The 25,161-nt window shown below is 40.1% G+C and carries 25 protein-coding genes, 1 tRNA gene and 1 other RNA gene; 13 read left to right on the forward strand and 14 right to left on the reverse strand.

Annotated features, from left to right (window positions below):
- Positions 1 to 16: 16 nt before the first annotated feature.
- From H4075_RS15565 to H4075_RS15580, 4 genes are read left to right on the forward strand one after another with little or no spacing between them, the layout of a single operon-like run.
- The gene (locus tag H4075_RS15565) at positions 17 to 235 is read left to right on the forward strand and encodes a hypothetical protein (RefSeq protein ID WP_182801753.1); all 219 of its coding nucleotides are present in this window, start codon (positions 17 to 19) and stop codon (positions 233 to 235) included.
- A complete protein-coding gene (locus tag H4075_RS15570) occupies positions 228 to 662 on the forward strand; it encodes a hypothetical protein (RefSeq protein ID WP_182801754.1) in 435 nt (144 codons plus the stop codon). Before H4075_RS15565 ends, H4075_RS15570 begins: the two co-directional genes overlap by 8 nt.
- Positions 659 to 1,690 (forward strand): Rieske 2Fe-2S domain-containing protein, encoded by a 1,032-nt coding sequence (locus H4075_RS15575; RefSeq protein WP_182801755.1) that lies wholly within the window; start codon positions 659 to 661, stop codon positions 1,688 to 1,690. Before H4075_RS15570 ends, H4075_RS15575 begins: the two co-directional genes overlap by 4 nt.
- An 11-nt stretch (positions 1,691 to 1,701) precedes the next feature.
- The gene (locus tag H4075_RS15580; RefSeq protein WP_182801756.1) at positions 1,702 to 2,547 is read left to right on the forward strand and encodes a hypothetical protein; all 846 of its coding nucleotides are present in this window, start codon (positions 1,702 to 1,704) and stop codon (positions 2,545 to 2,547) included.
- 10 nt (positions 2,548 to 2,557) lie between these two features.
- On the opposite strand, the gene H4075_RS15585 is transcribed toward H4075_RS15580, so the two are convergent.
- The 6 genes from H4075_RS15585 to ssrA form a co-directional block, all read right to left on the reverse strand.
- Positions 2,558 to 3,238: a phosphopantothenoylcysteine decarboxylase domain-containing protein gene (locus H4075_RS15585; protein ID WP_182801757.1), complete on the reverse strand. Its 681-nt coding sequence runs from the start codon at positions 3,236 to 3,238 to the stop codon at positions 2,558 to 2,560.
- A gap of 93 nt (positions 3,239 to 3,331) precedes the next feature.
- Positions 3,332 to 4,021 (reverse strand): SDR family NAD(P)-dependent oxidoreductase, encoded by a 690-nt coding sequence (locus tag H4075_RS15590; RefSeq protein ID WP_182801758.1) that lies wholly within the window; start codon positions 4,019 to 4,021, stop codon positions 3,332 to 3,334.
- Between the two features lie 165 nt (positions 4,022 to 4,186).
- On the reverse strand, positions 4,187 to 5,848 hold the full coding sequence (locus H4075_RS15595; protein ID WP_182801759.1) for an SMP-30/gluconolactonase/LRE family protein: 1,662 nt from the start codon (positions 5,846 to 5,848) through the stop codon (positions 4,187 to 4,189).
- Positions 5,849 to 5,858: 10 nt separating this feature from the next.
- Positions 5,859 to 6,326: a GlcG/HbpS family heme-binding protein gene (locus tag H4075_RS15600; protein WP_182801760.1), complete on the reverse strand. Its 468-nt coding sequence runs from the start codon at positions 6,324 to 6,326 to the stop codon at positions 5,859 to 5,861.
- A 22-nt stretch (positions 6,327 to 6,348) separates the two neighbouring features.
- Entirely contained in the window at positions 6,349 to 7,326 is a 978-nt protein-coding gene (locus H4075_RS15605) for a YHS domain-containing (seleno)protein (protein WP_182801761.1), read from the reverse strand.
- Between the two features lie 323 nt (positions 7,327 to 7,649).
- Positions 7,650 to 8,022: a transfer-messenger RNA gene (gene ssrA, locus H4075_RS15610) on the reverse strand.
- A 256-nt stretch (positions 8,023 to 8,278) separates the two neighbouring features.
- Here ssrA and H4075_RS15615 point away from each other — a divergent pair.
- Positions 8,279 to 10,081 (forward strand): MutS-related protein, encoded by a 1,803-nt coding sequence (locus H4075_RS15615; protein WP_182801762.1) that lies wholly within the window; start codon positions 8,279 to 8,281, stop codon positions 10,079 to 10,081.
- 1 nt (position 10,082) lies between these two features.
- Here the strand turns inward: H4075_RS15615 and rseP are convergent, their stop codons facing one another.
- The 3 genes from rseP to H4075_RS15630 form a co-directional block, all read right to left on the reverse strand.
- Positions 10,083 to 11,453, reverse strand: a complete 1,371-nt coding sequence (gene rseP / locus H4075_RS15620) for an RIP metalloprotease RseP (protein ID WP_182801763.1) — start codon at positions 11,451 to 11,453, stop codon at positions 10,083 to 10,085.
- 94 nt (positions 11,454 to 11,547) lie between these two features.
- Complete coding sequence (locus H4075_RS15625; RefSeq protein ID WP_182801764.1) at positions 11,548 to 12,714, reverse strand: 1-deoxy-D-xylulose-5-phosphate reductoisomerase; 1,167 nt, start codon at positions 12,712 to 12,714, stop codon at positions 11,548 to 11,550.
- Between the two features lie 71 nt (positions 12,715 to 12,785).
- Positions 12,786 to 14,282, reverse strand: a complete 1,497-nt coding sequence (locus tag H4075_RS15630; protein WP_182801765.1) for a GH3 family domain-containing protein — start codon at positions 14,280 to 14,282, stop codon at positions 12,786 to 12,788.
- Between the two features lie 139 nt (positions 14,283 to 14,421).
- Between H4075_RS15630 and rplU the strand changes: the two genes are divergently transcribed.
- The 3 genes from rplU to H4075_RS15645 all read left to right on the forward strand — a co-directional run bounded on the left by rplU (position 14,422) and on the right by H4075_RS15645 (position 15,264).
- Complete coding sequence (gene rplU / locus H4075_RS15635) at positions 14,422 to 14,724, forward strand: 50S ribosomal protein L21 (RefSeq protein ID WP_182801766.1); 303 nt, start codon at positions 14,422 to 14,424, stop codon at positions 14,722 to 14,724.
- Positions 14,725 to 14,779: 55 nt separating this feature from the next.
- On the forward strand, positions 14,780 to 15,046 hold the full coding sequence (gene rpmA / locus H4075_RS15640; RefSeq protein ID WP_182801767.1) for a 50S ribosomal protein L27: 267 nt from the start codon (positions 14,780 to 14,782) through the stop codon (positions 15,044 to 15,046).
- 77 nt (positions 15,047 to 15,123) lie between these two features.
- Positions 15,124 to 15,264, forward strand: a complete 141-nt coding sequence (locus H4075_RS15645) for a hypothetical protein (protein ID WP_182801768.1) — start codon at positions 15,124 to 15,126, stop codon at positions 15,262 to 15,264.
- A 70-nt stretch (positions 15,265 to 15,334) separates the two neighbouring features.
- Here the strand turns inward: H4075_RS15645 and ftsY are convergent, their stop codons facing one another.
- The 4 genes from ftsY to rpmB form a co-directional block, all read right to left on the reverse strand.
- Complete coding sequence (gene ftsY, locus H4075_RS15650) at positions 15,335 to 16,300, reverse strand: signal recognition particle-docking protein FtsY (RefSeq protein WP_182801769.1); 966 nt, start codon at positions 16,298 to 16,300, stop codon at positions 15,335 to 15,337.
- 114 nt (positions 16,301 to 16,414) lie between these two features.
- Complete coding sequence (locus tag H4075_RS15655) at positions 16,415 to 16,588, reverse strand: DUF4295 domain-containing protein (RefSeq protein WP_129132649.1); 174 nt, start codon at positions 16,586 to 16,588, stop codon at positions 16,415 to 16,417.
- A gap of 60 nt (positions 16,589 to 16,648) precedes the next feature.
- Positions 16,649 to 16,831, reverse strand: a complete 183-nt coding sequence (gene rpmG, locus H4075_RS15660) for a 50S ribosomal protein L33 (protein WP_182801770.1) — start codon at positions 16,829 to 16,831, stop codon at positions 16,649 to 16,651.
- A 24-nt stretch (positions 16,832 to 16,855) separates the two neighbouring features.
- Entirely contained in the window at positions 16,856 to 17,092 is a 237-nt protein-coding gene (rpmB, locus tag H4075_RS15665) for a 50S ribosomal protein L28 (protein ID WP_182801771.1), read from the reverse strand.
- A gap of 151 nt (positions 17,093 to 17,243) precedes the next feature.
- On the opposite strand from rpmB, the gene H4075_RS15670 reads away from it, so the two are divergent.
- The 3 genes from H4075_RS15670 (at position 17,244) to H4075_RS15680 (ending at position 21,397) form a co-directional block, all read left to right on the forward strand.
- Positions 17,244 to 17,660, forward strand: coding sequence for an OsmC family protein (locus tag H4075_RS15670; protein ID WP_182801772.1), 417 nt, complete (start codon positions 17,244 to 17,246; stop codon positions 17,658 to 17,660).
- A gap of 57 nt (positions 17,661 to 17,717) precedes the next feature.
- Positions 17,718 to 20,315, forward strand: a complete 2,598-nt coding sequence (mutS, locus tag H4075_RS15675; RefSeq protein ID WP_182801773.1) for a DNA mismatch repair protein MutS — start codon at positions 17,718 to 17,720, stop codon at positions 20,313 to 20,315.
- Positions 20,316 to 20,395: 80 nt separating this feature from the next.
- Positions 20,396 to 21,397: a helix-turn-helix domain-containing protein gene (locus H4075_RS15680; protein WP_182801774.1), complete on the forward strand. Its 1,002-nt coding sequence runs from the start codon at positions 20,396 to 20,398 to the stop codon at positions 21,395 to 21,397.
- A gap of 86 nt (positions 21,398 to 21,483) precedes the next feature.
- Here the strand turns inward: H4075_RS15680 and H4075_RS15685 are convergent.
- Positions 21,484 to 21,557, reverse strand: a tRNA-His gene (locus tag H4075_RS15685).
- Between the two features lie 99 nt (positions 21,558 to 21,656).
- Between H4075_RS15685 and H4075_RS15690 the strand changes: the two genes are divergently transcribed.
- Both H4075_RS15690 and H4075_RS15695 read left to right on the forward strand, forming a co-directional pair.
- A complete protein-coding gene (locus H4075_RS15690; protein ID WP_182801775.1) occupies positions 21,657 to 22,262 on the forward strand; it encodes a DUF445 domain-containing protein in 606 nt (201 codons plus the stop codon).
- Positions 22,263 to 22,398: 136 nt separating this feature from the next.
- Entirely contained in the window at positions 22,399 to 25,023 is a 2,625-nt protein-coding gene (locus H4075_RS15695; protein WP_182801776.1) for an outer membrane beta-barrel family protein, read from the forward strand.
- Positions 25,024 to 25,161: the final 138 nt, after the last annotated feature.

Consider the following 25,161-nt stretch of genomic DNA (forward strand, 5'->3'; position numbering starts at 1 on the left):
TGCATAAAGGATCTTTATGATCATATCTGTCATACTTATTATAGCGCTCATATACCTGTTGATCGGGGTATTGTTTGTTCCGTTCTTTTATATCAAAGGCATCCGGCATATTGATGAAACTGTTAAAGGAAGCAGTATTGGTTTTTATATCATCATCAGCCCGGGTGTAATTGTGTTTTGGCCGGTATTGCTCCGCAAGTGGAGAAAAGCATTAAAAGAACAGGCATATGAATAAGCAACTTAGGAAGCGCCATCGCATCAGTTGGGTATTGATCGGACTTTCTCTACCGGTGATGATGCTTATTTCCTGGCTATTCATTCCACAGTTAGAACCGGTAAAAGCAATTACCATGGATCTGCCTGAAGCATTTCCAATAAGCATCAAAAAAATTGAACACCCTGCATACACGGTTCAATTAAGAAAAAATAGTGCAGGTGAAATGCAATTAGAATGGAGAAATGAAGCGCCATTAAAAGTTCCAACGGCTGTTATTTATCAATTAAATGAAGGGAATAGCAAACAATTGATCGGCCGGATTGAAACAAGAGGGATCTATCGTTTCACTATTCAGCCAGATAGTTCTTCGAATAACACCTATCGTTTTCAGTTGTATGATTTCATACATCAACAGATCATCGACACACTCAACTTTCATTTATGAGTACTGCTTATAGTGCTGTCGGCTGGAACCGGCAAAAGAAAATTTATGATGGATGGATCGCTGCTTTTTGCATCACTTACCTTGCTCTATTCATTTCACTTACACTACTGTTTAACAGCGAAGCAACTTTCGAAACGATACTGATCAGGAGCACTTCTACCCTTGCGGTTTTGCTATTGCACATCATTCTTTCCATTGGACCTTTAACAAGATTGAATAAAAAGTTCATGCCGCTGCTTTACAACAGAAGACATCTTGGCGTTACGATGTTTTCCTTTGCAGCAGTTCATGGCATTTTCAGTATCATCCAGTTTCATTCGTTGAGTAATACCAATCCTTTCCTTTCTTTATTTCTATCGAATACAAACTACGGATCAGTTCCGGCATTCCCGTTCCAGACACTGGGCTTTATTGCATTGATCATTTTCTTTTTAATGGCCATTACCAGTCATGATTTCTGGTTGCATAATCTTTCACCCATTGTTTGGAAAACACTACACATGTTTGTGTATGCAGCTTACATACTGGTGGTAATGCATGTAATGCTGGGCGTAATTCAATATGAAAAAAATCCGGCATTCGTACTCATCCTGTTTACCGGTTCGGCTTCACTGATCATTCTTCACCTGCTTGCCGGGCAAAAAGAAAGAAAGATCGATAAGATGAAATTTAAACTGAAAGAGGATGGCTTTGTGTATGTATGCGAAGCAGATGAAATTGAAGATAGTCGTGCAAAAATATTTTGTATTGACCAGGAACGTATCGCAGTGTACAGGCATGAAAATAAATTATACGCAATTCACAATGTATGTAAGCACCAAGGCGGCCCATTAGGTGAGGGAAAGATTGTTGATGGTTGTATTACCTGTCCCTGGCATGGTTACCAGTACCTGCCACAGAATGGCCAATCGCCACCACCTTTTAAAGAAAAAGTAAGCACTTATGATGTGCTTGTAAATAATAACAAAGTATGGTTGAATCCAACTGCTTATGCCGAAGGAACTGAACGTAAAGGAGCATCGTTATAAACAGAAAGTAAATGAACATGAATAATAATGAATTTTATATAGGCTGGATGCCTGCGGCACCAAAAGGATATGCGAAACAGGTTGCCGTAGCCATAGTAGCTGTTGCAGTATTGGTTATTGCACTTGCTTCATTACTGTCATTGCAACAGAAAAAATTCTCGAATGCTGTTTTTGAATATGGACAGCTAACAGAAGTAACTGGTATCTATCAGCAGTTCCCTTTGCCTTCCATCAAAGTATACAGTCACCATAATAACGGAAACAATTTTATCACAATGCCACTGGTTGGATATGGAAAACATGGAGCTGAAGGTATTATTCATTCGCTTGAAGAAGAGAAAGGTTTCAGCTTTGATCAAAAACAAATCAAACTCAACGGAACATTGATTTACCATGATGGAAAATCGTTGTTGCAAATTGATGAACACGATAAGCCACTTCTGAGTATTTCGGCAACAACGGCATATCATCAACCGTTAACAAAAGAACTTGGCACTGTAGAGTTGATTGGTGAAGTACTTGATCCCAAATGTTATTTTGGTGTAATGAAACCCGGCAGAGGGAAGCCACATCGTGATTGTGCAATCCGTTGTATTGCCGGCGGAATAAGCCCCGTTTTTTATGTGCGTCAACAAAACGAAGGACCGTTGTATTACCTTCTGCTGGATGAAGAAGGCAACCGGCTCAATAATTTTGTAAAAGATTATGTGGCTGATCCAGTAAGACTTACTGCGAGAGCCGTGCAACATGATGACTGGATCGTTTTATATGTTGATACAAAGAAAGGATTGCAAAGAACCGGAGGATTGAGTTGGTTCAAAGAAAATGATGAATTGATCTATTGCAAGCCCGAATAAACTTCCTTCATTATATTAGTGATTTTACAAAATTCTCTTTGGCTTGGTGTAGGCTGGCAGCTTCGTTTACAATATCAATCGCCACTTCACTCTTCGGCTTGAGATCAAACTCAACTCTTGTTTGATCATTACGAATGATACTGATCTTATTGGTATCAAAACCAAACCCTGCCTGCGCATCATTCATCGAATTGAGAACAACCATATCAAAATTCTTTTTCTCCAGTTTACCGATAGCATGCTGCAGTTCATTATTTGTTTCCAGCGCAAAGCCAACTGAAAGTTGATGTGGTTGTTTTATCTGCCCAAACTCATAAGCAATATCAATGTTCTTTACCATGCGGATAAAAAAATCTTCATCATTTTTTTTGATCTTCTGATTTGCTATAACAGCCGGACGGTAATCAGCAACTGCAGCAGCAAACACAACAATATCAGCTTCTTCAAAATAGCGGCAACAAGCCAGGTACATTTCATTTGCCGATTGTACCTGCACCAACTTTAAATGTTCATGCAAAAGCGAAATGCATACCGGGCCCGATACAAGTGTAACATTTGCACCGTTCTGCAAACAAACATCAGCTATTGCATATCCCATTTTGCCTGAAGAGTGATTGCTGATATATCGTACCGGGTCAATTGCTTCCTTTGTTGGCCCCGCAGTAATAAGTATATTTTTCCCTTGCAGCATAACTAGTAGAATTATAAACGAAGTTTTATGATCCGCTGGATTAAAACTGTCATATGAAATACATTTGGGAACAAGATCTCTCGAACAGTTTACTCAACCGTTACCATAAACTTTTATCACTGTTTCACGGAGTATGGCGCCTTCATCGCTGCTATGATAGTAAATAACATTGGCAATATCTTCCGGCTTCACCCACTTGCTCACATCTGCATCGGGCATTGATTTTCGGTTTTGTGGGGTATCGATCGTGCCGGGCACAACCAGGCTTGCCACAACATTTGTTCCTTTCGCTTCAACATTCATTATTTCAGCCAAACGAATAACCAATGATTTTGCAAGACCATAAGCTGTCATGCCTTTGCTGTTTGCTGCAGATAAGCCAGGCTTTGAGCCAATCATAAACAGTCGTCCTGATTTTTGTTTCATCATTTGTACAAACACAGGACGGGCAACATGATAAACTGTTTCAAAATTTAGTTTGTATTGTTTTAGAATATCTGCTGATGCCGTCTCAGCAATAGAACCCATCGCAAATCCACCCACTGTTAATACAGCTGCATCAATTGCTGCATGCTTCTCAATAACTGATGATACAAAAGCCGAGGCCGCACCTTCATCTAAAAGATCAACGGTGACAGCTTCGTATTGATGAGCAGGAAAATCTAATTGCACAGGATCGTTTGGAATAACAGTGCCCACCACATAATAACCTTCTTCAATGAATTTTTTTACAACGGCCTGACCAAGATTTCCTGTAGCCCCGGTAACAATTGCTGTTTTCATGTGTTTATTTTTTAGTTCACCGCCTGCGGCGGTTGACAATTTTGTCACATAGAATGCCCAAGATCATTTTTGGTTGCCGTGCTTTGCTGATGGGCATTTCATGATTGATCGTTTTAATAATAAATGAGCCGGGCAATATTACCCGGCACAATTTATACCATTTGTTTACTCCCAACTCAACTTGCCACCGGTGTTTACCCGCAATTTGTAGATACTACTGTGTGCTGTCATATACAATGTTTTTCCGTCATCACCCCAGGCCATGTTAGCAGGCCGTTCTGGAGTAACTACCTTGCCCAGAATTTTTGCTTCAGATGACAGTACCCATAATCCCCCCGGTGCTGATACAAAAAGATTTCCTTCTTTATCGATCTTTAATCCATCCAGCGCCTCTTCATCTTCTGTAAAATTGAAATCGAAGAATACTTTCCCATTCTTTAATGTACCATCAGGTTGTACTTCATATCGCCAAATAGTTTTTGTATTATGAATGTCACGGATATCCCAGTTGGTTGCATAGAAATATTTTTCATCAGGTGAGAAGGCAAGACCATTCGGTCCCCCAAGGTCTTTCGATACCAGTTGCACTTTCCCATTCCTGATCATATAAATTCCTTGCCACTCTGTTTCTTTGCGCTTATCCGTATAAAATGATGGTAACCCATAAGGTGGATCAGTAAAATAAACAGTGCCATCACTTTTCAACACAACATCATTCGGGCTGTTAAAACGCTTTTCTCCAATCTTATCTGCAAGAATAGTAACAGGACCTTTTTTCTCATGACGAACAATACGACGGTGACCATGTTGTGCAACAATCAATCGCCCTTCTTTATCGATTGCCAAACCATTGCTGCCAGGCTGACCATATTCCCCAATATCAGAACCACTATAACCACTATGACTCATGTACACCGTTACATTATGCGTTGAAGGATCGTAACGGTAAATTGTATTGGTGTTAGGATCACTGAATAACAAAAAACCATCGGGATGCCATACCGGCCCTTCAGTGAATGAAAAGCCATCTGCTACTTTTTCAACTTTTGTTCCTTCTGCAATGATCTTGTTCAGATGGGGATTGATGGTATAAATTTTCCCGATGTCAGCCCACTCTTTTTTAACAGGCAATCCATTTTTATAAAAATCCACAACTGCATTACGCACCCAGATATAATTGTCAGGAAGTTTCCCTATTGCTCCATTAATACCAAGAATGTAGATCACAAACTTGTCTCCTTCTGTAGCATGATTGGTTAACACTACACGGTTACGTGTGTTGTAACCTGCTATCACTCCATTACCTGATTGACCAAAACTTTGCTGTTGTTTCCCGTTCACCCATATTTCACTGTAATCATCAACTGTAATTTCGAAAACCGCTGTCATGTCTTTCGTTGATGTTGTGCCGATACTTGTGGGAATTGTTAGTTCAACTTTATACCAAACAAAAGAGAATAAACCTGTACCTCTTCTGCTTTCTAATTCACTTGCGGCAATAGATTTAAATCCATTTTCAAAATCAACTGCACCTATTTGTGGATGTAGTTGATTTGTTTGAATTACGGCACCGGTTGGGTATAATTTCAAGTGATCGCCATTTATACCGGGCCCAGGTTGTTTAAAGGCAGTGCCGACAATATGCGCCGGTTGCTCAAACCATTTTGCATTGAGCAAAGCAGCGCCGTCAGTTGTTTTAAGGTCAGCAACGGCAAAAGGTTTATCAACAGCAAGCTGTCTTGTTTCCTGTGAAAACACAGCAATGCCAATAAGTAGTAATAAAAACAGGATGACTTGTATTTTGATGATTTGATAGATCTTGCTCATGATACAATTCTTATTTGCTAAGCTTAATTTTTGCACCTGCGTTGGCAATATCTTCATCCTGCTGAGCACTTGCACTTCCGCTCACGCCAATAGCACCTATCACCTGCCCTTCAAAAAGAATGGGAATACCACCTTGCAGAAATGTATGCCCAACAGTGATCAATGCTCCTCTTCCTCCATTGATTGAATTTTCAAGTCTTGAAGAAGGCGCTTTGAATAATGCAGAAGTATTTGCTTTTTTTGTTGCCACTTCGCTTGCAGCTGCAAAGGTTCCATCCAGCCGTTCGAGATACACGAGATTGCCGCCATTATCAACGATGGCTATTGCACCGCCCGGCGCATTAACCGATTTCGCAAACTTCACCGCTTCTGAAACGATCAGCTTTGCTGATTCTAATGAAATATTGTGTTGTGTTACTTGTGTATTGGCAAGTGTTATTGTAAATACGGCTAACACGAGTAAAATGATCTTTTGCATATTGATTTTTTTGATGATATGGTTAAACAGGTTTATCGAATTTTACTTTCTTTCCTGCGTTTTGTTCTTTAATTGGCGGCCATTTTACATCAGCCTCTGCCTTGAACTTTGGAATATCTTTATTGAACAGCTCCCATGCTCCTTTTGAATGTTGCAAAATCAAATGACCATCCACAATATTCCAGTACTCAGGATTAACAGGTCTTCTTCGTGCAAACGCCATTGCATAACCGCAGAACGAACCATATAAAGGAGCAAACATATCCGGATGCTCTTTAAACATATCTGCATGTTGCTGTGATGTGAAATAGAAAGTAGCTCCATTGTAACGGGCTGAAAACTCAGATGAACCCTTCATCGCTTTTTTATCTGTGAAGTAAGCAACAGGATCATATCCATCCATGATCACTCCGTCCTTGTCTGTATTATTGTAATACTGTTTTTCTTCGTCTGTTGTAATTTGTTTGCCGTGATGAGCAGCTACATTTGGCCAGTATTTATCAGCGAGGATAATATTCATAGGCACATCTTTGTTCCAACCATTTACCGCACGCTGGTTGTGCTGAATAAATAATCGGCCATTTACAATCGAGAATGTATTCACATCAATTGGTGCAATACGGCCTAATGAAACGGCATAAGCACACCATCCGCCAAATTGTGGCCTATACATTTCAGGATTTACTTTAAAAAGATCAAGATGCTCCTGTGATGCGAAATAATAAACTGCATCCTGGTAACTGAACTTAAAGGCGGCATTTCCTTTTACCGGTTTGTTGTCTGTAAAAAATGCCACGGCGTCATAACCATCGAGGATCACGCCGCCTGCATCTACGTTATTAAAATATTTTCCGCTTTGTTTTTGTGCATGACTGCTAACACTAACAAACAAGCCGATCAACAGCATCGTCAACGTAAATACAATGCTGATCAATCGTTCTTCAACACGTTTCTCTTTGATTGCCTGATCAACGGTTGCAGGCTGTTTAACTATTCGCATATTTCAGTTTTTGAAGTACAAAGAAATGCCCATGTATGCGAAGAAGCTGTCGGTTGCGTTACAGAATGGAGTAAGTGTCGATATTAAATGAAAGGTTTGTCAAATGAGCGACAGGGATGAAAAGATGATATTTCAGGAGATTGATATTCCAACAGTTGCTTAGAAAATTGATGGTTCAATACTCCCTGATTTTTTTGATAAAATAATTGTCGAACCACTCAACTTAATGAAGCCCATCTCCTGATTGAGAATACAAGAAAGGGTTAACGCTCAATAAAAAAAGGACAACCCTTCAAAAAATTGGGTTATCCTTTTAGGTGTGGGTGTGGAGCTGAGCGGATTCGAACCGCTGTCCAAACATATTCGCCGAAAGCTTTCTACATGCTTATTTCATGATTGTTTGTCGGCACTGCGCAGGACATGAACATACCAACGCAGTACTTAGCTGAATAGTCTTTTGCAACAGTCACAGCCTTCTGTTACAGCAACCTGTTTTGTGTTTGAGTCGGCGGCGGAACCTGGTAACAGATCAACCTGTTCGGCGGCCCTAATGACTACTTAATCACTGATTAAGCGGCCATGGCATACTGTGTATTGCCATTTGAGTTTTTGAATATTCAGATTAAAGTGCTAATTATCCAACGCACTGCATGCTTACACCTTCAAAGATCTATGCTGTCAAAACCAGGCAGCCCCATGTTGAAATACAAAGTACAAAGTTGGAAGTACAAAGTATATTCGGACAGCAAAAATACATTTATTTCTGTTGCTGGTGCAATTAGTATTTTTTGTTACCGGCTTTTGTAAATTCTTCAACTGCATTGGCGTCGCACTCTTGTACTTTAGTACGGGTGGTCACCCGCTGTCGTATTGGGTGGCCCATCGGATTAAATGCCAGGTGCTCTTAACTGCAAAAGAAAAACTATCCTGCATTCTTTCTTAGTTTTACAGCATGGCAGAAACGATTCAACCGGATTCATTTTACAAGCACCGGATAAGTGATCTAAATATCAAACTCAATAATTTACTGAAAAGTAAACAGCTCCTTGGCTGGATAAGATTTGGCATTTTAGCAGCAACAGCATTAGTTATCTGGCTATTTTCTTCTTACGGTATTCTTGTATCAGCAGTCGTCTTTTTACTTGGTCTTGCTGCGTTCTTATTTGCGGTAAGAAAAGACCTCGTAAATAAAGAAGCCATCAGCCATCATGAACGTTTGATGGCTATTAACGAACAGGAATTGCTTTACCTGCAACATCAGTACACCCATCAAAAAGACGGCAGTGAATTCTATAAAGATGAACATCCTTACGCCGGTGATCTTGATATCTTCGGCCGGGCTTCTCTTTATCAATATATTAACCGGACTCATTCACAGCAAGGCAATCAACTGCTTGCTGATTGGTTACTTGCTCCTGCAACTCCTGAAGTATTACAGGCAAGACAAAAAGCTGCGCAGGAATTAAAGCAACAATCAAATTGGCGGCAGGAATTGCAGGCGCATGGCTCCTCTTCTACCATTGCCATTGCAACAGAAAAGAAAATGGAAGAATGGTTGAAAGAAGACAATCAGTTCATCGATAAAAAAATATGGCAGATAGTAGCTTATATGCTGCCGGTCATTGCAACAGGCACATTGATCTGTTTTTTGTTTGATATAATCTCTTACCAACTTTTTCTTCAATCACTGCTTGTGTTTACAATCAGCGCCTTTGCCATTACACGCATGATCGTTCCACTTTACCGCAAGTTGAATAAGATTACCGGGCAAATGGAAGTACTTTCAAACAGCATTGCCTGTATTGAACAGGCAGAATTTAAAGATCCATTATTGGTTGAACTGAAACATCAATTTCATTCAGGTTCAAACAAAGCTTCACAACAAATAATGCAACTGAAGAATATTTTCAACCGTTTTGATTATCGGTTAAATCCTGTTGTATTTATTCCTTTGAATATTTTTCTGCTATGGGATCTGCAGCAAGTACTTCAATTGGAGAAATGGAAACAAAAGAATAACCAACAGATCAATCATTGGTTTGCTGCACTGGCTGAGCTGGAGGCATTGAACAGTATTGCCACACTAGCATTCAATCATCCGCATTGGACTTTTCCGCAATTAAAAACAGATGAACCAACTTTTATTGCCGAACAATTAGGTCATCCGTTAATTGCTGAACAAAAGAATGTATTGAATGATTTCACAACCACAGGGAAAGAACAGATTAATCTTATCACCGGTTCAAATATGGCCGGCAAAAGTACTTTCCTGCGAAGTGTAGGAGTAAATATGGTATTGGCTGCAATGGGTGCACCTGTTTGTGCAAAGCAATTAACTGTTACACCGTTGAAAGTAATGAGCAGCATGCGTATTAAAGATAACCTTGAAGAAAGCACTTCTACATTTTATGCTGAGCTGAAAAAACTGAAGCAGATCATTGATGCCGTGAATAACAACGAACCTGTTTTTATTTTACTGGATGAAATTTTGCGTGGTACCAATTCTAACGATCGACATACAGGTTCAAAAGCATTGATCAAACAATTACTTCATCACAAAGCAACGGGTATTTTAGCAACACATGATCTTGAACTAGCAAATCTTGCACATGAATTTCCCGCAGGCATTCATAACTATCATTTCGATGTGCAGGTAAATAAAGATGAATTATACTTCGACTACAAATTAAAAAGAGGCGTCTGCCAAAGCATGAACGCCTCTATCTTAATGAAGAAAATTGGTATAGAGTTGTAACTTATTTATTCCAGCCAAACAGATCATTACCGTTTGCATAGATGAGCAATCCGAAAAGGATCACCATTCCAACGATCTGTGCATATTCTAAAAACTTCTCATTGGGTTTACGTCCGGTGATCATTTCAATCAACGTAAACAACACGTGACCGCCATCTAATGCAGGTATTGGCAACAGGTTCATAAAGGCAAGAATGATGCTGAACAAAGCAGTAATGCTCCAGAAACTTTCCCAATCCCAAACAGCAGGAAAGATCGAGCCCATTGATTTAAATCCACCGATACCTTTGTACGCTTCAGTATCAGGATTAAGAATAAGTTTGAACTGATCAATATAATCGCCAAGCTTGCGGAATGTTTTGCTTACACCGGCAGGAAATGATTCAAAGAAACCATAGCTGAGATGTTCTATTTTAATAACGCCCATATCAGCATATTGCTGATGTGTTAAATAAGGAATCCCTGCTCTTCCTTCTTTATCAACTTTTGTTGTAAGCTGCAAGGTGTCGTTCTTACGTAAAACAGTCATTTGTGCTGTTGCATTTTTCTTTTGTTGAAAGAGTGGAGGCATTTCATCATAAAAAGAAACCGGCTTCCCATCTACTGCAACAATTTTATCATACTCCTGTAATCCCGCCTGTTTGCCAAATGCAGTATCCTTTGGATCGTATGCACCCACAACAGATGGTATGCGGTAAGCTAATAATCCTCTTCTTCTTTTACTTTCAACCAGTTTACCTACAAGACGAACAGGAATATTTACTTCCTGCGGCTTACCATTTCTCTCAACTAATATTGTTCCGCCTGACCCCGTAAGTACTTTCAGATTAAGATTTTCGAGATAGTCAATTGGCTGACCATTTACCTGCAGAATTTTATCACCATTACGCAAACCAATTTCACTCATCAACTTATCCTGTGTCCAGATACCATCTCTCATACTGTTCATTGGTATTCTGTCTTCGCCCCACACAAATAAGATCATGGCGTAAATGATAAAAGCAAGCAACACATTCACCGTTACACCGCCAATCATAATGATCAAACGTTGCCAGGCCGGTTTGCTTCTGAATTCCCAATCCTGCGCAGGAAGTTTCATGGCTTCTTTATCCATGCTTTCGTCGATCATTCCTGAAATTTTTACATAGCCGCCTAATGGCAACCAGCCGATACCGTATTCGGTTTCACCTACTTTCTTTTTGAACAAAGAGAACCATGGATCGAAGAAGAGATAGAATTTTTCAACACGGCATTTGAACCAACGGGCAGTAATGTAATGACCGAATTCATGAAACACAATAAGGATAGAAAGAGACAGTAATAATTGTGCTGCTTTTATCCCGAATTCGGCCCAGTTAATTGCTAACAACATAGTTAATAAATTAGTCCTTGTTTTTCACTTTTTTGATATGGAACCAGCAAATATCGCTGAAAAAAGGAAGGTTACTCAGAATTTTTTGTGAATGTTAGAGTTGAATAAGTGAGGCTGTATAGTTGCGGGCTTCAGCATCACTTTCGAAATATTCATCAAGCGTTGGCTTGGCAATAAACGGGACATGATTCATTGTTTTTTCAATGATATCTGTCATGTCTAAGAACCCTACCCTGTTTTTCAGGAAAGCCCATACCGCAATTTCATTTGCTGCATTCATGATACACGGTAGATTGCCGCCTTTTTGCAACGCATCGATGGCCAACGCCAGGTTACGGAATGTTTTAAGATCGGGTTCTTCAAACGAAAGTGTATTGATCTTTTTAAAATCGTAACGTGGAAAATTATTAGCAAGACGCTGTGGAAACGACATGGCATATTGAATAGGCAACTTCATATCTGGCAAGCCCATTTGTGCCTTAATACTTCCGTCTTCAAACTGCACCATGCTATGAATAATACTTTGTGGGTGGATGACAACCTGAATCTGCTCCGGTGCAAGATTGAACAACCATTTTGCTTCGATCATTTCCAAACCTTTGTTCATTAAGGTTGCTGAATCGATGGTGATCTTGGCACCCATGCTCCAGTTGGGATGTTGCAATGCATGATCACGTTTTACATTGAGCAGGAAGTTTGGTTTCCTTCCACGGAACGGTCCACCACTTGCAGTGAGAATAATTTTATCGATTTTATTACGATGTTCACCAACCAAACATTGAAAAATAGCGGAGTGTTCGCTATCAACCGGTATGATGGGCACACGGTTTTCAACCGCTTTCTGCATAACGATATCACCTGCCACTACCAAAGTCTCTTTGTTGGCTAATGCAATTGCTTTTTTATTTTCGATGGCCCTTAGTGTAGGTTTTAATCCTGCAAAACCAACAATAGCCGCAAGCATCATATCATAGGTATCAAAAGCGGCAGCTTCTTCCAGTGATTGCTCACCGGTAAACACTTTTACATCAGTTGAAGCCAATGCCTGTTTTACTTTCTCGTATTTCTTTTCGTCAACAATTACAACTGCGTTGGGATTAAACTGCAACGCTTGCTTTACCAACAGTTCATCGTTGGTATGTGCGGTGAGAATTTCTACCTCAAATAGTTCGGGATTTGCTTCAATTACATCAAGCGCCTGCGTTCCAATGGAACCGGTTGAACCAAATATTGCGATGCGTTTCTTTTGTTGTTCCTGCATAATCTGGGAGTGGAATGGTAGCTGCAAACCTATTGGAAAAACAGTTACATAATTATCCGGCTTCGTTCGTTTTAGTTTTCTACCCACTTCATTAGCTCATCAGCGATCTTGCGATCGTTACTGAGACGTGGCACTTTATTTTGTCCGCCCAATTTACCGATACTTTTCATGTAATCGATAAATCCATTCTTTTTAACGGGTGTGATCTTTAAAGGTTGTAAAATATTTCCAACAATCAGATCATCATAATAAATATTCTTATCACGGAGATTATTGTTGAGCCTTGCAGCAAACTGCTCAAGGTTTTGCGGTTGATGTTCAAACTCAATAAACCATTCGTGGTAACTCTTTCCTTCACCTTGCTGGATCATTGGCGCCACGGTAAACTCGGTAATATGAATGTTTTCCTCCGTTGCTGCTTTCATTAAGCTTTGCTCCACTTCTTCACCAATCACATGTTCGCCAAAAGCAGAGATATAATGTTTAATACGGCCTGTAACAACCAGTCGGTAAGGATTCGTGGAAACAAACTTCACCGTATCACCAAGATTATAAGACCAAAGTCCGGCGTTGCTGTTGATGATGAGGGCATAGTTTTCGCCCACTTTCACATCACGAAGCGATAACCGGGTCGGGTTTTCGTTATGAATTTCGGCAGCAGGCACAAACTCATAGAAAATGCCATCATTTGTATTTAATAGTAATCCTTCTGCTTCCTGCGAATCCTGGAAGGCGAAGAAACCTTCACTGGCCGGGAACACCTCGATGGTATCTACTTTCCGGCCAATACTTTCGAAAAGCTTGGCTTTATAGGGCTCAAAATTCACCCCGCCTTGTATCATCACATCAAAATTGGGGAAGATGTCCCCTACTTTTTTACCAGTTCGGCGGATAAGCTCATCAAAATACATCTGCATCCATGGTGGAATACCACTGATGAGGGTCATATTCTGGTTGATGGTTTCATCAACGATCTTGCCCAACTTGGTTTCCCAATCCTCAATACAATTGGTTTCGTAAGAAGGCAGTTGGTTGGTGCGGAGGTATTTGGGGATGAGGTGATTTGAAATGCCACTTAATCTACCGGTCGGGATGTTTCCTACCCTTTCCAGTTCCGGAGAACCTGACAAAAAAATAAGTTTCCCATCAAAAAAACGGGTGTTCCCGGTTTCAGAGGCATAACAAAGAGCGGCGTTTCTTGCCGTACCGAAATGATTTCCAACTGATTCTTTGGTAATCGGGATATATTTCACCCCGCTTGTTGTACCGGAAGTTTTGGCGAAATACATCGGCATTCCCTTCCATAAAACATTGTGTTTGCCTTCGATGATCTTATCGATCCACGGGCGGATTTGCTCATAATCCCTGATTGGAACAGCCTGTTTATATTCATCGTAGCCATTTACTTTGGCCAAACCCAGCTCTTTTCCATACTCCGTGTCCTTACCGGTTTTGAGGAGTTGCTTCAGGATCTGATCCTGATCGGCAAGGGCCGTGAGCTTATTTTTTTGGATCGATTTATAGATATAGCCTGCAAATGGCTTGGCAAGCACTGATTTAATTTTCATTCCGAAACCCAGTTTGAGCACACAAATGTAGCTTTACCAGCTCAAAGCATCCCGTTAAAATAGGGGCAAATTTTTTAGGTTGAAACTTGTTTTCAAAGCAATTTTATCCCTACCTTTGCAGCCCTAATATTGGAAAGTTATGTTTGCAGTAGTTAAAATAGCCGGTCAGCAATTTAAAGTTTCAGAAGGTCAGAGCCTGTACGTTCCTCACATTGAAGGTAACGCCGGCGATCAAGTTGAGTTTTCTGATGTATTATATGTTGACACAGATGGAAAGATCAGTGTTGGTGCTGATGCAAAAGTGAAAGTGAAAGCAGAGATCGTTGCTGAAAGAAAAGGCAAAACAGTGATCGCTTTTAAAATGAAACGTCGTAAAGGTTTCCGTAAAAAGAAAGGTCACCGTACGCTTTATACACACATCAAAGTAACTGGTATTGCATAAAATTTGAAGTTGAGCTTCAGATTTTAAAATTCTAAAATTTTCAAATTCTTATAAAATGGCACATAAAAAGGGTGAAGGTAGTGTAAAGAATGGTCGTGATTCACAAAGCAAACGCCTTGGTGTGAAGATCTATGGTGGTCAACCAGCAGCATCTGGTAACATCATTATTCGTCAGCGTGGAACCGTGTATCACCCAGGTAAAAACGTTGGTGTTGGTAAAGACTTTACCATCTTTGCATTAGCTGATGGTGTTGTAGAATTTAAAAAAGGTAAGAACAATAAGACTTTCGTTTCTGTTGCCCCGGTTGAAGCAGGTGCTTAAAAAAATTTTTTTAAATAGAAAATTTTTTTATTTTTACTCTGTTAAGTTTTTTTACTAACTATTAAATTCTAAAAAAAATGGCAACAAAAAAGAAAGCCGCTAAAAAAGCTGCTCCTAAAAAAGCTGCGAAAAAAGCCGCTCCTAAAAAGAAAGCTGCTAAAAAAGCTGCTCCGAAGAAGAAAGCTGCTCCGAAGAAGAAAGCTGCTAAGAAAAAATAAGATTCTAACGAATCCAAAAAGAAACCTCCTGTTTACAGGAGGTTTTTATTTTTCAGTACTGTTTGTAGTTTTACTTTTTTAGATTGAAAAGGCTGTCTGCAAACTCGTGTTTATCGAACACCAACAGATCTTCCACTTTCTCCCCCACACCAATGAACTTAACAGGTATCTTAAACTGGTGAGCAATTGCCAATACAACTCCACCTTTAGCAGTACCATCAAGCTTTGTGATCACTAAACCGGTTACATCAGTAGCTGCAGTAAAATGCTTTGCCTGCTCAATAGCGTTCTGCCCGGTTGAGCCATCAAGCACCAATAACACATCATGTGGTGCATCAGGAATTACTTTTTGTATCACCCGTTTGATCTTGCTCAGTTCCTCCATCAGATGAGTTTTGGTATGAAGTCGACCGGCCGTATCGATGATCAACACATCAATATCTTTTGCAACGGCACTGCTTACCGCATCAAACGCAACAGAAGCAGGGTCACTTCCCATCTCCCGTTTTACAATTGGTACACCTGCACGTTCGCTCCAGATCGTTAACTGATCAACCGCTGCTGCACGAAACGTATCTGCTGCTCCAAGCATTACTTTTTTACCAGCCTGTGTAAAATGATGAGCGAGTTTGCCAATGGTTGTTGTTTTACCAACACCATTCACACCAACCACCATCAATACAAATGGTCTTTTACCTGCAGGCAGATCAAAGTTGGAGTAAGTTGTATCTGCAGGAGCATCAACCAAAATATTTTCAATCTCCTGTTGAAGAATGGAGTTAAGCTCAGATGTATTGATGTATTTATCTTTTGCAACACGTGCTTCAATGCGTTCAATAATTTCAACGGTAGTTTCGATACCCACATCAGCACTTACCAATGCTTCTTCCAGGTTATCGAGTACTTCTGCATCAACAGTGCTTTTTCCTGCAACTGCTCTTGCAATCTTACCGAGAAATCCTTCCTTGGTTTTTTCAAGTCCCTGATCCAGGCTTTCTTTCTCTTTCTTTCCGAATAGCTTACCAAAAAATCCCATCGTTTATGTTTTACATTACAATATTACAATGAACCACGAAGAGTATAAAAACAACAAAGCCGCTCCATGTTTAAGAACTTGGAACAGCTTTGTAATATACTGATCAGGTATAAGTTATTTTTGAGCCAGGTAATCTTTCACCTTATCCTTGTGCACAATTTGCTCCTTAAAGGTATATGCACCAGATTTAGGACTGCGTACGGCCCTGATTACTTTTGTCCAGTTTTTAGATTCTGCCGCTGCTTTAGCGTCTTTAATCTTTGCGTTCTTTGAAGCTGCTTTTGCCATGACTTCTTAATTTTTAACCCGGTGGGTCAGTTTGAGTAATTCAAATGTGCACGAAACACATTATTTGATTTCTTTGTGCGTCGTTACTTTTTTCAAAATTGGGTTGAATTTTTTCAACTCCAGACGCTCCGGTGTGTTCTTTTTATTCTTGGTGGTGATATAACGACTTGTACCAGCCTGACCTGAAGTCTTGTGCTCTGTACATTCCAGGATCACCTGAACACGATTACCTTTCTTTGCCATTTTAGCTCGATTTAAATATGCTTATTAAATATGTTCTCCTCTTGCTCTTAACTCCTTCACTACATTGTACAATCCTCTTTTATTGATGGTACGGATAGCTTCTGTAGAAACTTTAAGTGTAACCCACTTATCTTCTTCAGCCAGGAAGAAACGCTTTGTTTGCAGGTTAGGCAAAAAACGACGCTTTGTCTTAATATTTGAGTGCGACACCTTGTTTCCACCAACCGGCACTTTTCCTGTAAGCTGACAAACTCTAGCCATGATACAAATTTTTTGGACGGCAAAGGTAGGAGAATTTGGCTAAAAAATTGAAATAAAATCTGTTTTTTCTTTGAAGGATTTGGCCTTCAGGCCAACTTGTGCAAAACTCGGGCATATTTGCATAGGTTTGCAGGCTAAATAACAGAATTTCATGGCAGATCATAAAGTAATTACCCGTTTTGAAGGCGGTATGCGCTTCAGCAGCCAACTCGATGAGCACACAATTATCATAGATACACCTGTAAACGACGGTGGCACTAATATGGGGCCCCGACCGAAAAAACTTATGCTCTCTTCCCTTGCCGGCTGTACCGGTATAGATGTGGTGGGGATGCTCAACAAGATGCGGGTTGAGTTTAGCGATTTCAGCATGGATATTGAAGCGGACCTGAGCGAAGACTCCCCCAAAACCTACACTGACGTTAAGATCACGTATATCATTAAGGTAAAAGAAGACGATCAGGGAAAAGTGAAGAAAGCGGTTACTCTTTCCAAAGAAAAATACTGCGGGGTTAGTGCCATGTTCAGTCAGTTTGCTGATATGGATTACGAGATCCTTTTTCTCTGATAAAAGTCTGAACAATTAATCTGTTGCTGAACAATCTGCTTCCTTATTTTTGCCGCCATGGCAAAGGCAGGCGCAGATACTCCGTTGATGCAACAACACAAGGCGATCAAGGCAAGATATCCTGATGCGATTCTTTTATTCCGGGTAGGCGATTTTTATGAAACCTTTGGAGAGGATGCGATTGTCACATCCCGTGTTCTCGGGATTACATTAACCAAACGCAACAATGGCTCTGTTGACAGTAACGAACTGGCCGGATTCCCGCACCATGCATTAGATACTTATTTACATAAATTGGTAAAAGCTGGCCATCGTGTTGCGATCTGCGACCAGCTGGAAGATCCTAAACAGGCAAAAGGAATAGTAAAACGTGGTGTTACTGAACTCCTCTCACCCGGCACTGCCACCAATGATAAATTACTGGAACACGACAGCAATAATTTCCTTGCAGCCATTCATGAAGAGAATGAACGATACGGTCTTGCTTTTACAGACATCAGTACAGGAGAATTTTTTATTGCTGAAGGAAACAAAGAATATGCTGATAAGCTGTTGCAAAGTTTAAAACCAGCTGAAGTTGTTTTTCAACGCAACAAACAAAAACAATTCAAAGAAAATTTCGGACCTAAGTTCTATACTTATCATTTAGAAGAATGGATCTTCAGCGAAGCATATGCCACAGAACTTCTGCTGAAACACTTTCAAACACATTCGTTAAAAGGATTTGGGATTGAAGAACAAAAACTGGGTACTATTGCTGCAGGTGCTGTGCTTCATTACCTGAGAGATACTGAACATCCAAATCTCAATCATATCACTTCCGTTCAACGTTTGGATGAAGCTGATTATTTATGGATGGATCGTTTCACCATCCGCAATCTTGAAATACTTGGCAGCAATGCCGATGGAGGTAATTCCTTATTGAAAGTGCTCGACAATACTGTTTCCCCCATGGGAGCAAGATTGATGCGCCGCTGGATGGTATTGCCATTGAAAGATATGGAACGCATCAATGAACGGTTAGATGCTGTGCAATCGTTAATCCTTGAAACAGAACTTCGCAAGCAACTCCAATCGCTCATTAAACAAAGTGGTGATGTGGAGCGATTGGTTGCAAAACTGCCTTTGAAGAAAATAAACCCACGGGAAATTCTTCATTTGGCAAAAGGTTTAGGTTTTGCAGAAAAGATCAAAGCGCAATGTGCCACTTCTTCCAATAATTATTTAAAAAGGCTGGGCGATACCATTAATCCCTGCCATTACATTGCTGAAAAAATTTTAAAAGAAGTTGTTGATAATCCGCCAGTAATGATCAGCAAGGGCGATGTGATTCGGGATGGTATTTACAGTGAGCTGGATGAGCTTCGCCGTATTGCTCATCATGGTAAAGAATATTTAGTAGAGATACAGCAACGTGAGAGTGAAGCAACAGGCATTCCTTCATTGAAGATCGCTTTCAACAATGTGTTTGGTTATTATTTAGAAGTAACGAACACACATAAAAGCAAGGTTCCTCCGGAATGGACACGAAAACAAACACTTGCAAATGCTGAACGTTACATTACACCTGAACTAAAAGAATACGAAGAAAAGATCACCGGTGCAGAAGAGAAAATTCTGAAGATTGAAACAGAGTTGTTTGAAAAAATATTAATTGAACTGCAGGAATACATCGGGCCAATTCAGACCAATGGACAGGTAATGGCCATTCTTGATTGTATTTGCTGCTTTGCAGAAAATGCTTTGCAGTTCAAATATGTTCGCCCTCAGATGCAGGAAGATGCAACACTTGCATTGAAAGATGCACGTCATCCTGTAATTGAACGTCATCTGCCCGTTGGCGAAAGCTATATTGCCAACGATCTTGTACTTGACAAGGAACAACAGCAGATCATCATTCTTACCGGTCCAAACATGAGTGGTAAGAGTGCTTTGCTTCGCCAAACAGGATTGATTGTTTTGATGGCGCACATGGGAAGTTTTGTTCCGGCATCTTCAGCAACCATTCCTTTAACCGATAAAATTTTCACACGTGTTGGTGCCAGTGATAATTTAAGTGGTGGCGAAAGTACATTCATGGTGGAGATGAATGAAACAGCAAGTATCATTAACAATCTTTCATCAAGAAGCTTAATCCTGCTCGATGAAATTGGGCGTGGTACATCTACCTATGATGGTATTTCTATTGCCTGGAGTATTGCTGAATTCCTACATCAATCTTCGCATCAACCAAAGACATTATTCGCTACACACTATCATGAATTGAATGAACTGGAAGAAAAATTTCCACGCATCAAGAACTACCATATCACAAATAAAGAAGTTGGCAACAAAGTGATTTTCTTACGCAAGCTGGCTCCCGGCGGAAGCACGCACAGTTTTGGTATTCACGTTGCGAAGATGGCAGGCATGCCGGTTTCTTTGATTAACCGTGCCAATGAAATTCTAAAACAACTCGAAGATCAACGCAGCAGCGGCGATATAAAAGACCAGTTGAAACAACTGCCGGTACAAAAAATGCAGTTGAATATTTTTGATATACACTCGCAAACATTTGATGAAATAAGAACAATGCTCGATGGAATTGATATCAATCGCCTTACTCCTGTTGAAGCCCTGTTAAAACTGCAGGAGATAAAACAACGGTTGAATTGATGACTAACCAATGACATTAAAAAAATTATCATATTCCGTTCTACATATTATCACACTTGTTTATTGTAGTTTAGCAGCGGATGTATATTCGTTTTAAACAGAAAAACTTTAAAACCTGGATACAGGAGCTGAGCCAGGGAACCGGCATCAAAGCAAAAAACAATCTGCTTACCTTAACCGAAAATATTGGTAGCGGCTATTGCTTTGCTGACAGTATTGACCGCACATTCTCTTATGTGATGATGAATGTTGAACTGAACAGCGATTGCACATTGCACCGTGTCAGCAACAATCAAATGGGTTTACTGATCTTCTTCAACCAAACTCAGATCAGCGATTATATCCGTCTTCGGCACAAGAAAGATTCACTTACTGACAGTCTCAACAAAAAACGCAGTAACATTTTTGTTTCATCTACAAATACAGAACTGGAAGTAAATTATCGTGCGGGTTCAAAATTAAAGCGGCTGGGCATTTATCTGTCACCCCAATGGATAGCCGATCATTTCGATGCCAATACCAAACTACAGGTTGAGTTATTAACCAGCCAGGGACTTGAATTGATCGAGAAGCTTCCCATCAACCAGGAAATACAAGAGAAACTAAATCGCATTTTTGATACGCAATTCAGCAGCGAACCCGATCGACTTGCTTTGAAAAGCAGGATCATCCTGTTACTTGAATATTTCTTCAGTACGTATCTGAATGAATCACTTGTCATCAAAAACAAAAAGATCATTCCGGATGAAGACATTACACGACTCCGCAATATTGAAGCGCTGCTTGTAAATGAAGAAACAGAAAAATTCCCCTCCATTGTTAAACTGGCACGTATTGCTCAAATGAGCAGTACCAAACTTAAGCAACGCTTTAAGCAGGTGTATGGTTATCGTTTATATGAATTCTACAATAAGCAACGATTAGAAAAAGCAAGAGAATTAATTAAGCAAGGGGTTACACCTAAAGAAGCAGGTTATACCATTGGCTTCAGCGATGTTTCAAACTTTACCAAAGCATTTAAAAAAGAATACGGTTTTACACCGGGAACTTTATTTGAAAAATCAACCAAGACCCTGCAGTAATGCAGGGTTTGTTTTTTCACACATTCTTTATTAAAGAAGAACGCAATCATAAAAAAATCCCCACACAAAATGTGCAGGGATAAGCGGGAGATTGAGGGGTCTCGAACCCCCGACCCTCAGAACCACAATCTGATGCTCTAACCAACTGAGCTACAACCTCCGTCTTTGGGACAGCAAAAGTAATGGAAATCAGTTTTCCAAGCAAATCACTTCCAGAGAAATCAAAAAATAAACGTTCTTTGCAGCCACTTACAAATTTATGAATTACTGGCTTATCCTGATTCCCGTTATTTCTGCTTTCATTGGCTGGGTTACCAACTGGGTAGCCATTAAAATGCTTTTTCATCCACGCAATCCTGTGAACGTGTTGGGCATTCGTATTCAAGGTATTTTTCCAAAACGTCAGGAGCAATTTGCCGAAAAGCTGGGGAAATTAGTAAGCCGGGAACTTCTCTCTTTCTCTGATATCGAAGAAAAGATCAGCAACCCTGAAAACCTGAAGAAGGTGTTGCCAATGGTTGAAACGCATATCGATCATTTTCTGCGGGTGAAACTCAGCGAAAGCATGCCGATGATCAGCATGTTCATTGGCGATAAAACCATTGAAAAGCTGAAAGTTACTTTTATGGATGAGCTGGAGATACTCTTTCCAAAAGTGATGAAAGATTATACCAACACGCTCAAACAGCAACTTGACCTTGAACATATTGTAACGGAGAAAGTAAAAGCTTTTTCAGGCGATAAACTGGAAGAAATCCTTTACCAGGTAATGGCAAAAGAATTCAGATTTGTAGAAATCATTGGTGGAGTACTGGGCTTTCTCATTGGTATTTTACAAGTACTCCTCACCCTTCTTACGCAATAGTTTCCACTCATCACAAACAAAATGGGGTCGGCAGAACATTTGCCGTCTAAAACGGTTAATTAGTCATTCATACCAAATGAACTTCATAATTAATCAATTACGCAGAAATTTGCGCCTCAAATTTAAAATGAATAACATGAGATTAGTCCTCAGTGTGCTTTCTTTACTTCTTAGTTTACAATTGGTTGCACAGGCTCCGGGCGGTCGGCCGGGCGGAAATGGCCAGATGAATATTGGTCGTTTCTATGGCAAGATCGTAGACACCAAAACAAACAAGCCGATCGACGCAGCTTCGGTTCAACTCTATCAAAACAGGATGGACACAGCTACGAAAACCCGGAAAGACGTTTTGGTAAACGGACAGTTAACAAAAGCCAACGGTGATTTCAGCCTTGAAGGACTAAGCCCAATGGGTAATTATAAATTATTGGTGACTGCTATTGGTTTTAAAACCATTGAGCAAACCATCAGTTTTGGTTTAAAGCCGGGTGGTGCACCTGAGGACATAATGGCCATGCTCGATAAAGATCTTGGTAACATCAAACTTGAAACAGATATACAGCAGTTGAGTGAGGTGGTAGTAACTGCTGATAAACCTACATTGCAGCTAGGTATCGATCGCAAAATATTCAATGTTGAAAAGAATATTGTTTCGCAAGGCGGTACTGGTGTGGATGTAATGCGCAACGTTCCTACAGTGAATGTTGATATTGATGGCAACATCACCATGCGTAACAGTGCACCGCAAATTTTTGTAGATGGCCGTCCTACTGTATTAACGCTTGATCAAATTCCTGCTGATGCTATCCAAAGCATTGAGCTCATTACCAACCCATCTGCAAAATTTGATGCAAGTGGTGGCCAATCGGCTATCATCAATATTGTATTAAAGAAGAATCGTCGTGTAGGTTACAGTGGCAGTGTGCGTGTGGGTGTTGATATGCGTGGTCGTGTGAATGGCGGTGGCGATATCAACGTACGTCAGGGAAAAGTAAACTTCTTTGCAAATATTGGATTGAACCAACGTAAAGGCATTGGCTTTGGAGAAACAGATCGTAACAACTTTGGCGATAACGTAGCAAATACACTTTTTACACGAAACCGCAACATCAGTGAAGGTATGTTCAACTTCGGTCGTGCAGGTTTTGATTTCCTGCTCGATAACAGAAATACTCTTACAATTTCTGGCAACTTTGGTGGTGGTAATTTCGATCTCCTCGATCAGAACTATATCCGTTACGATTCAGCATATTCTACCCCGAAAACTATTTATGAATACCGTGAAACAAACGGTATCAATAAATTTCGCAGTGCAGGTGCGTCCATCAGTTATAAACATATTTTCCCACGTGCAGGAAAAGAGTGGACAGCTGATGTAAACTACAATAAGAGCAGAAGTGAAAATGATCAATCAATTGATTTCACAAAATGGTATGATAAAGACTGGACAAATGTTTACATTCCTAAACAAAATCAAATCAATAATGGCGGCGGTAACAACAGTTTTGTTGTGGCACAAACAGACTACACGGATCCTATTAATGAAAACATGAAGGTAGAAGCTGGTTTGCGCACACAGATCCGTTTATTTGAAAGCTTCCAGAATGTTTCTTATAATGGAGTTGCTCAAACAGGTTTGAGTAATCGATTTGAATATGTAGATTATGTTCATGCTGCTTATGCAAGCTTTTCGCAAAAGATCAAAAAAGCAAATTTGAACTACCAGGTTGGTTTACGTGCAGAAAGTTCAAAATATGAAGGTGAGCAGGTTGGCAAACCCGGAACGTTCAACAACCAGTTTCCCTTAGCGTTATTCCCGAGTGTATTTTTATCGAAGGCACTTGAAGGAAAACAGGATCTGCAGTTGAACTACAGTCGTCGTATCAACCGTCCAAGCTTCTTTCAATTGTTACCGAATACTGATATCAGCGATATCTTCAACTACCAAACAGGCAATCCAAATCTGAAACCTGAGTTTACAAACTCATTGGAATTGACCTATCAAAAAACATACGGGGACAAAAACAATACCTTCCTTGCTACTTTGTTTGGAAAGCAAACCAACAACCTGATTTCACGTTACCAGAACAGAGAACAGATAGGCAATACAAAAGATACAGCCGTAATCAGCACTTGGGTGAATGCCGACAGAAGTTATGCAGCAGGACTTGAACTTGTATTCCGTAATACTGTAAGTAAGTGGTGGGAGATAAACTATAACGTAAACGTTTACTATTCTAAGATCGATGGCAGCAGTGTTTTACCTGAGTTGAAAAACGAACGCACCAGTTATACAATAAAACTCAACAACTCATTCCGTTTAGGTAAAGGATGGAGTATGCAGTTGAGTGGTGATTATAATTCACGTTCTATTCTGCCCGTATCATCTGGTGGCGGTGGTGGTCGTGGCGGCCGTGGTGGCGGAGGCTTTATGGGTGGTGGCGGATTTGGTGGTGGTAGTGTTTCAACCACGCAAGGTTATATTGATGATAACTACTATGTTGATTTTGGTGTGCGCAAAGAATTCAAGATCAAAAAGAATACAGCTTTCGTATCATTAAACTGGAGCGACGTATTCAGCACACGCAGAAACAATGTATTTTCTGAATCACAATACTTTGATCAATACAGCTGGAGAAGAAGAGATCCTACATTTGTACGTCTTAACTTCAACTACCGCTTTGGTAAGTTTGATGCTTCACTCTTCAAGCGTAAGAACACACGTAGCGAAAGTGGAGGTGATGAAATGCAAATGCAATAAGAAATCACCCATGATATACGCTGATCCCTCTCCATTTAAACGGAGAGGGATTTTTTGTATCCTCATTTTCAGGTGAACTAAAGTAAATTCACTTTGCAAACGTTTTTCTTTTCAGGATACTGATACAAAATCAACCAA

It is taken from the genome of Lacibacter sediminis, from assembly GCF_014168535.1.
Lineage (GTDB): Bacteria > Bacteroidota > Bacteroidia > Chitinophagales > Chitinophagaceae > Lacibacter > Lacibacter sediminis.

Excerpts from the sequence above, each read along its gene's own strand:
- H4075_RS15565 (WP_182801753.1), top strand. The coding sequence starts at position 17 with ATGATCATATCTGTCATACTTATTATAGCGCTCATATACCTGTTGATC.
- H4075_RS15570 (WP_182801754.1), top strand. The coding sequence starts at position 228 with ATGAATAAGCAACTTAGGAAGCGCCATCGCATCAGTTGGGTATTGATC.
- H4075_RS15575 (WP_182801755.1), top strand. The coding sequence starts at position 659 with ATGAGTACTGCTTATAGTGCTGTCGGCTGGAACCGGCAAAAGAAAATT.
- H4075_RS15580 (WP_182801756.1), top strand. The coding sequence starts at position 1,702 with ATGAACATGAATAATAATGAATTTTATATAGGCTGGATGCCTGCGGCA.
- H4075_RS15585 (WP_182801757.1), bottom strand. The coding sequence starts at position 3,238 with ATGCTGCAAGGGAAAAATATACTTATTACTGCGGGGCCAACAAAGGAA.
- H4075_RS15590 (WP_182801758.1), bottom strand. The coding sequence starts at position 4,021 with ATGAAAACAGCAATTGTTACCGGGGCTACAGGAAATCTTGGTCAGGCC.
- H4075_RS15595 (WP_182801759.1), bottom strand. The coding sequence starts at position 5,848 with ATGAGCAAGATCTATCAAATCATCAAAATACAAGTCATCCTGTTTTTA.
- H4075_RS15600 (WP_182801760.1), bottom strand. The coding sequence starts at position 6,326 with ATGCAAAAGATCATTTTACTCGTGTTAGCCGTATTTACAATAACACTT.
- H4075_RS15605 (WP_182801761.1), bottom strand. The coding sequence starts at position 7,326 with ATGCGAATAGTTAAACAGCCTGCAACCGTTGATCAGGCAATCAAAGAG.
- H4075_RS15615 (WP_182801762.1), top strand. The coding sequence starts at position 8,279 with ATGGCAGAAACGATTCAACCGGATTCATTTTACAAGCACCGGATAAGT.
- rseP (WP_182801763.1), bottom strand. The coding sequence starts at position 11,453 with ATGTTGTTAGCAATTAACTGGGCCGAATTCGGGATAAAAGCAGCACAA.
- H4075_RS15625 (WP_182801764.1), bottom strand. The coding sequence starts at position 12,714 with ATGCAGGAACAACAAAAGAAACGCATCGCAATATTTGGTTCAACCGGT.
- H4075_RS15630 (WP_182801765.1), bottom strand. The coding sequence starts at position 14,282 with ATGAAAATTAAATCAGTGCTTGCCAAGCCATTTGCAGGCTATATCTAT.
- rplU (WP_182801766.1), top strand. The coding sequence starts at position 14,422 with ATGTTTGCAGTAGTTAAAATAGCCGGTCAGCAATTTAAAGTTTCAGAA.
- rpmA (WP_182801767.1), top strand. The coding sequence starts at position 14,780 with ATGGCACATAAAAAGGGTGAAGGTAGTGTAAAGAATGGTCGTGATTCA.
- H4075_RS15645 (WP_182801768.1), top strand. The coding sequence starts at position 15,124 with ATGGCAACAAAAAAGAAAGCCGCTAAAAAAGCTGCTCCTAAAAAAGCT.
- ftsY (WP_182801769.1), bottom strand. The coding sequence starts at position 16,300 with ATGGGATTTTTTGGTAAGCTATTCGGAAAGAAAGAGAAAGAAAGCCTG.
- H4075_RS15655 (WP_129132649.1), bottom strand. The coding sequence starts at position 16,588 with ATGGCAAAAGCAGCTTCAAAGAACGCAAAGATTAAAGACGCTAAAGCA.
- rpmG (WP_182801770.1), bottom strand. The coding sequence starts at position 16,831 with ATGGCAAAGAAAGGTAATCGTGTTCAGGTGATCCTGGAATGTACAGAG.
- rpmB (WP_182801771.1), bottom strand. The coding sequence starts at position 17,092 with ATGGCTAGAGTTTGTCAGCTTACAGGAAAAGTGCCGGTTGGTGGAAAC.
- H4075_RS15670 (WP_182801772.1), top strand. The coding sequence starts at position 17,244 with ATGGCAGATCATAAAGTAATTACCCGTTTTGAAGGCGGTATGCGCTTC.
- mutS (WP_182801773.1), top strand. The coding sequence starts at position 17,718 with ATGGCAAAGGCAGGCGCAGATACTCCGTTGATGCAACAACACAAGGCG.
- H4075_RS15680 (WP_182801774.1), top strand. The coding sequence starts at position 20,396 with ATGTATATTCGTTTTAAACAGAAAAACTTTAAAACCTGGATACAGGAG.
- H4075_RS15690 (WP_182801775.1), top strand. The coding sequence starts at position 21,657 with ATGAATTACTGGCTTATCCTGATTCCCGTTATTTCTGCTTTCATTGGC.
- H4075_RS15695 (WP_182801776.1), top strand. The coding sequence starts at position 22,399 with ATGAGATTAGTCCTCAGTGTGCTTTCTTTACTTCTTAGTTTACAATTG.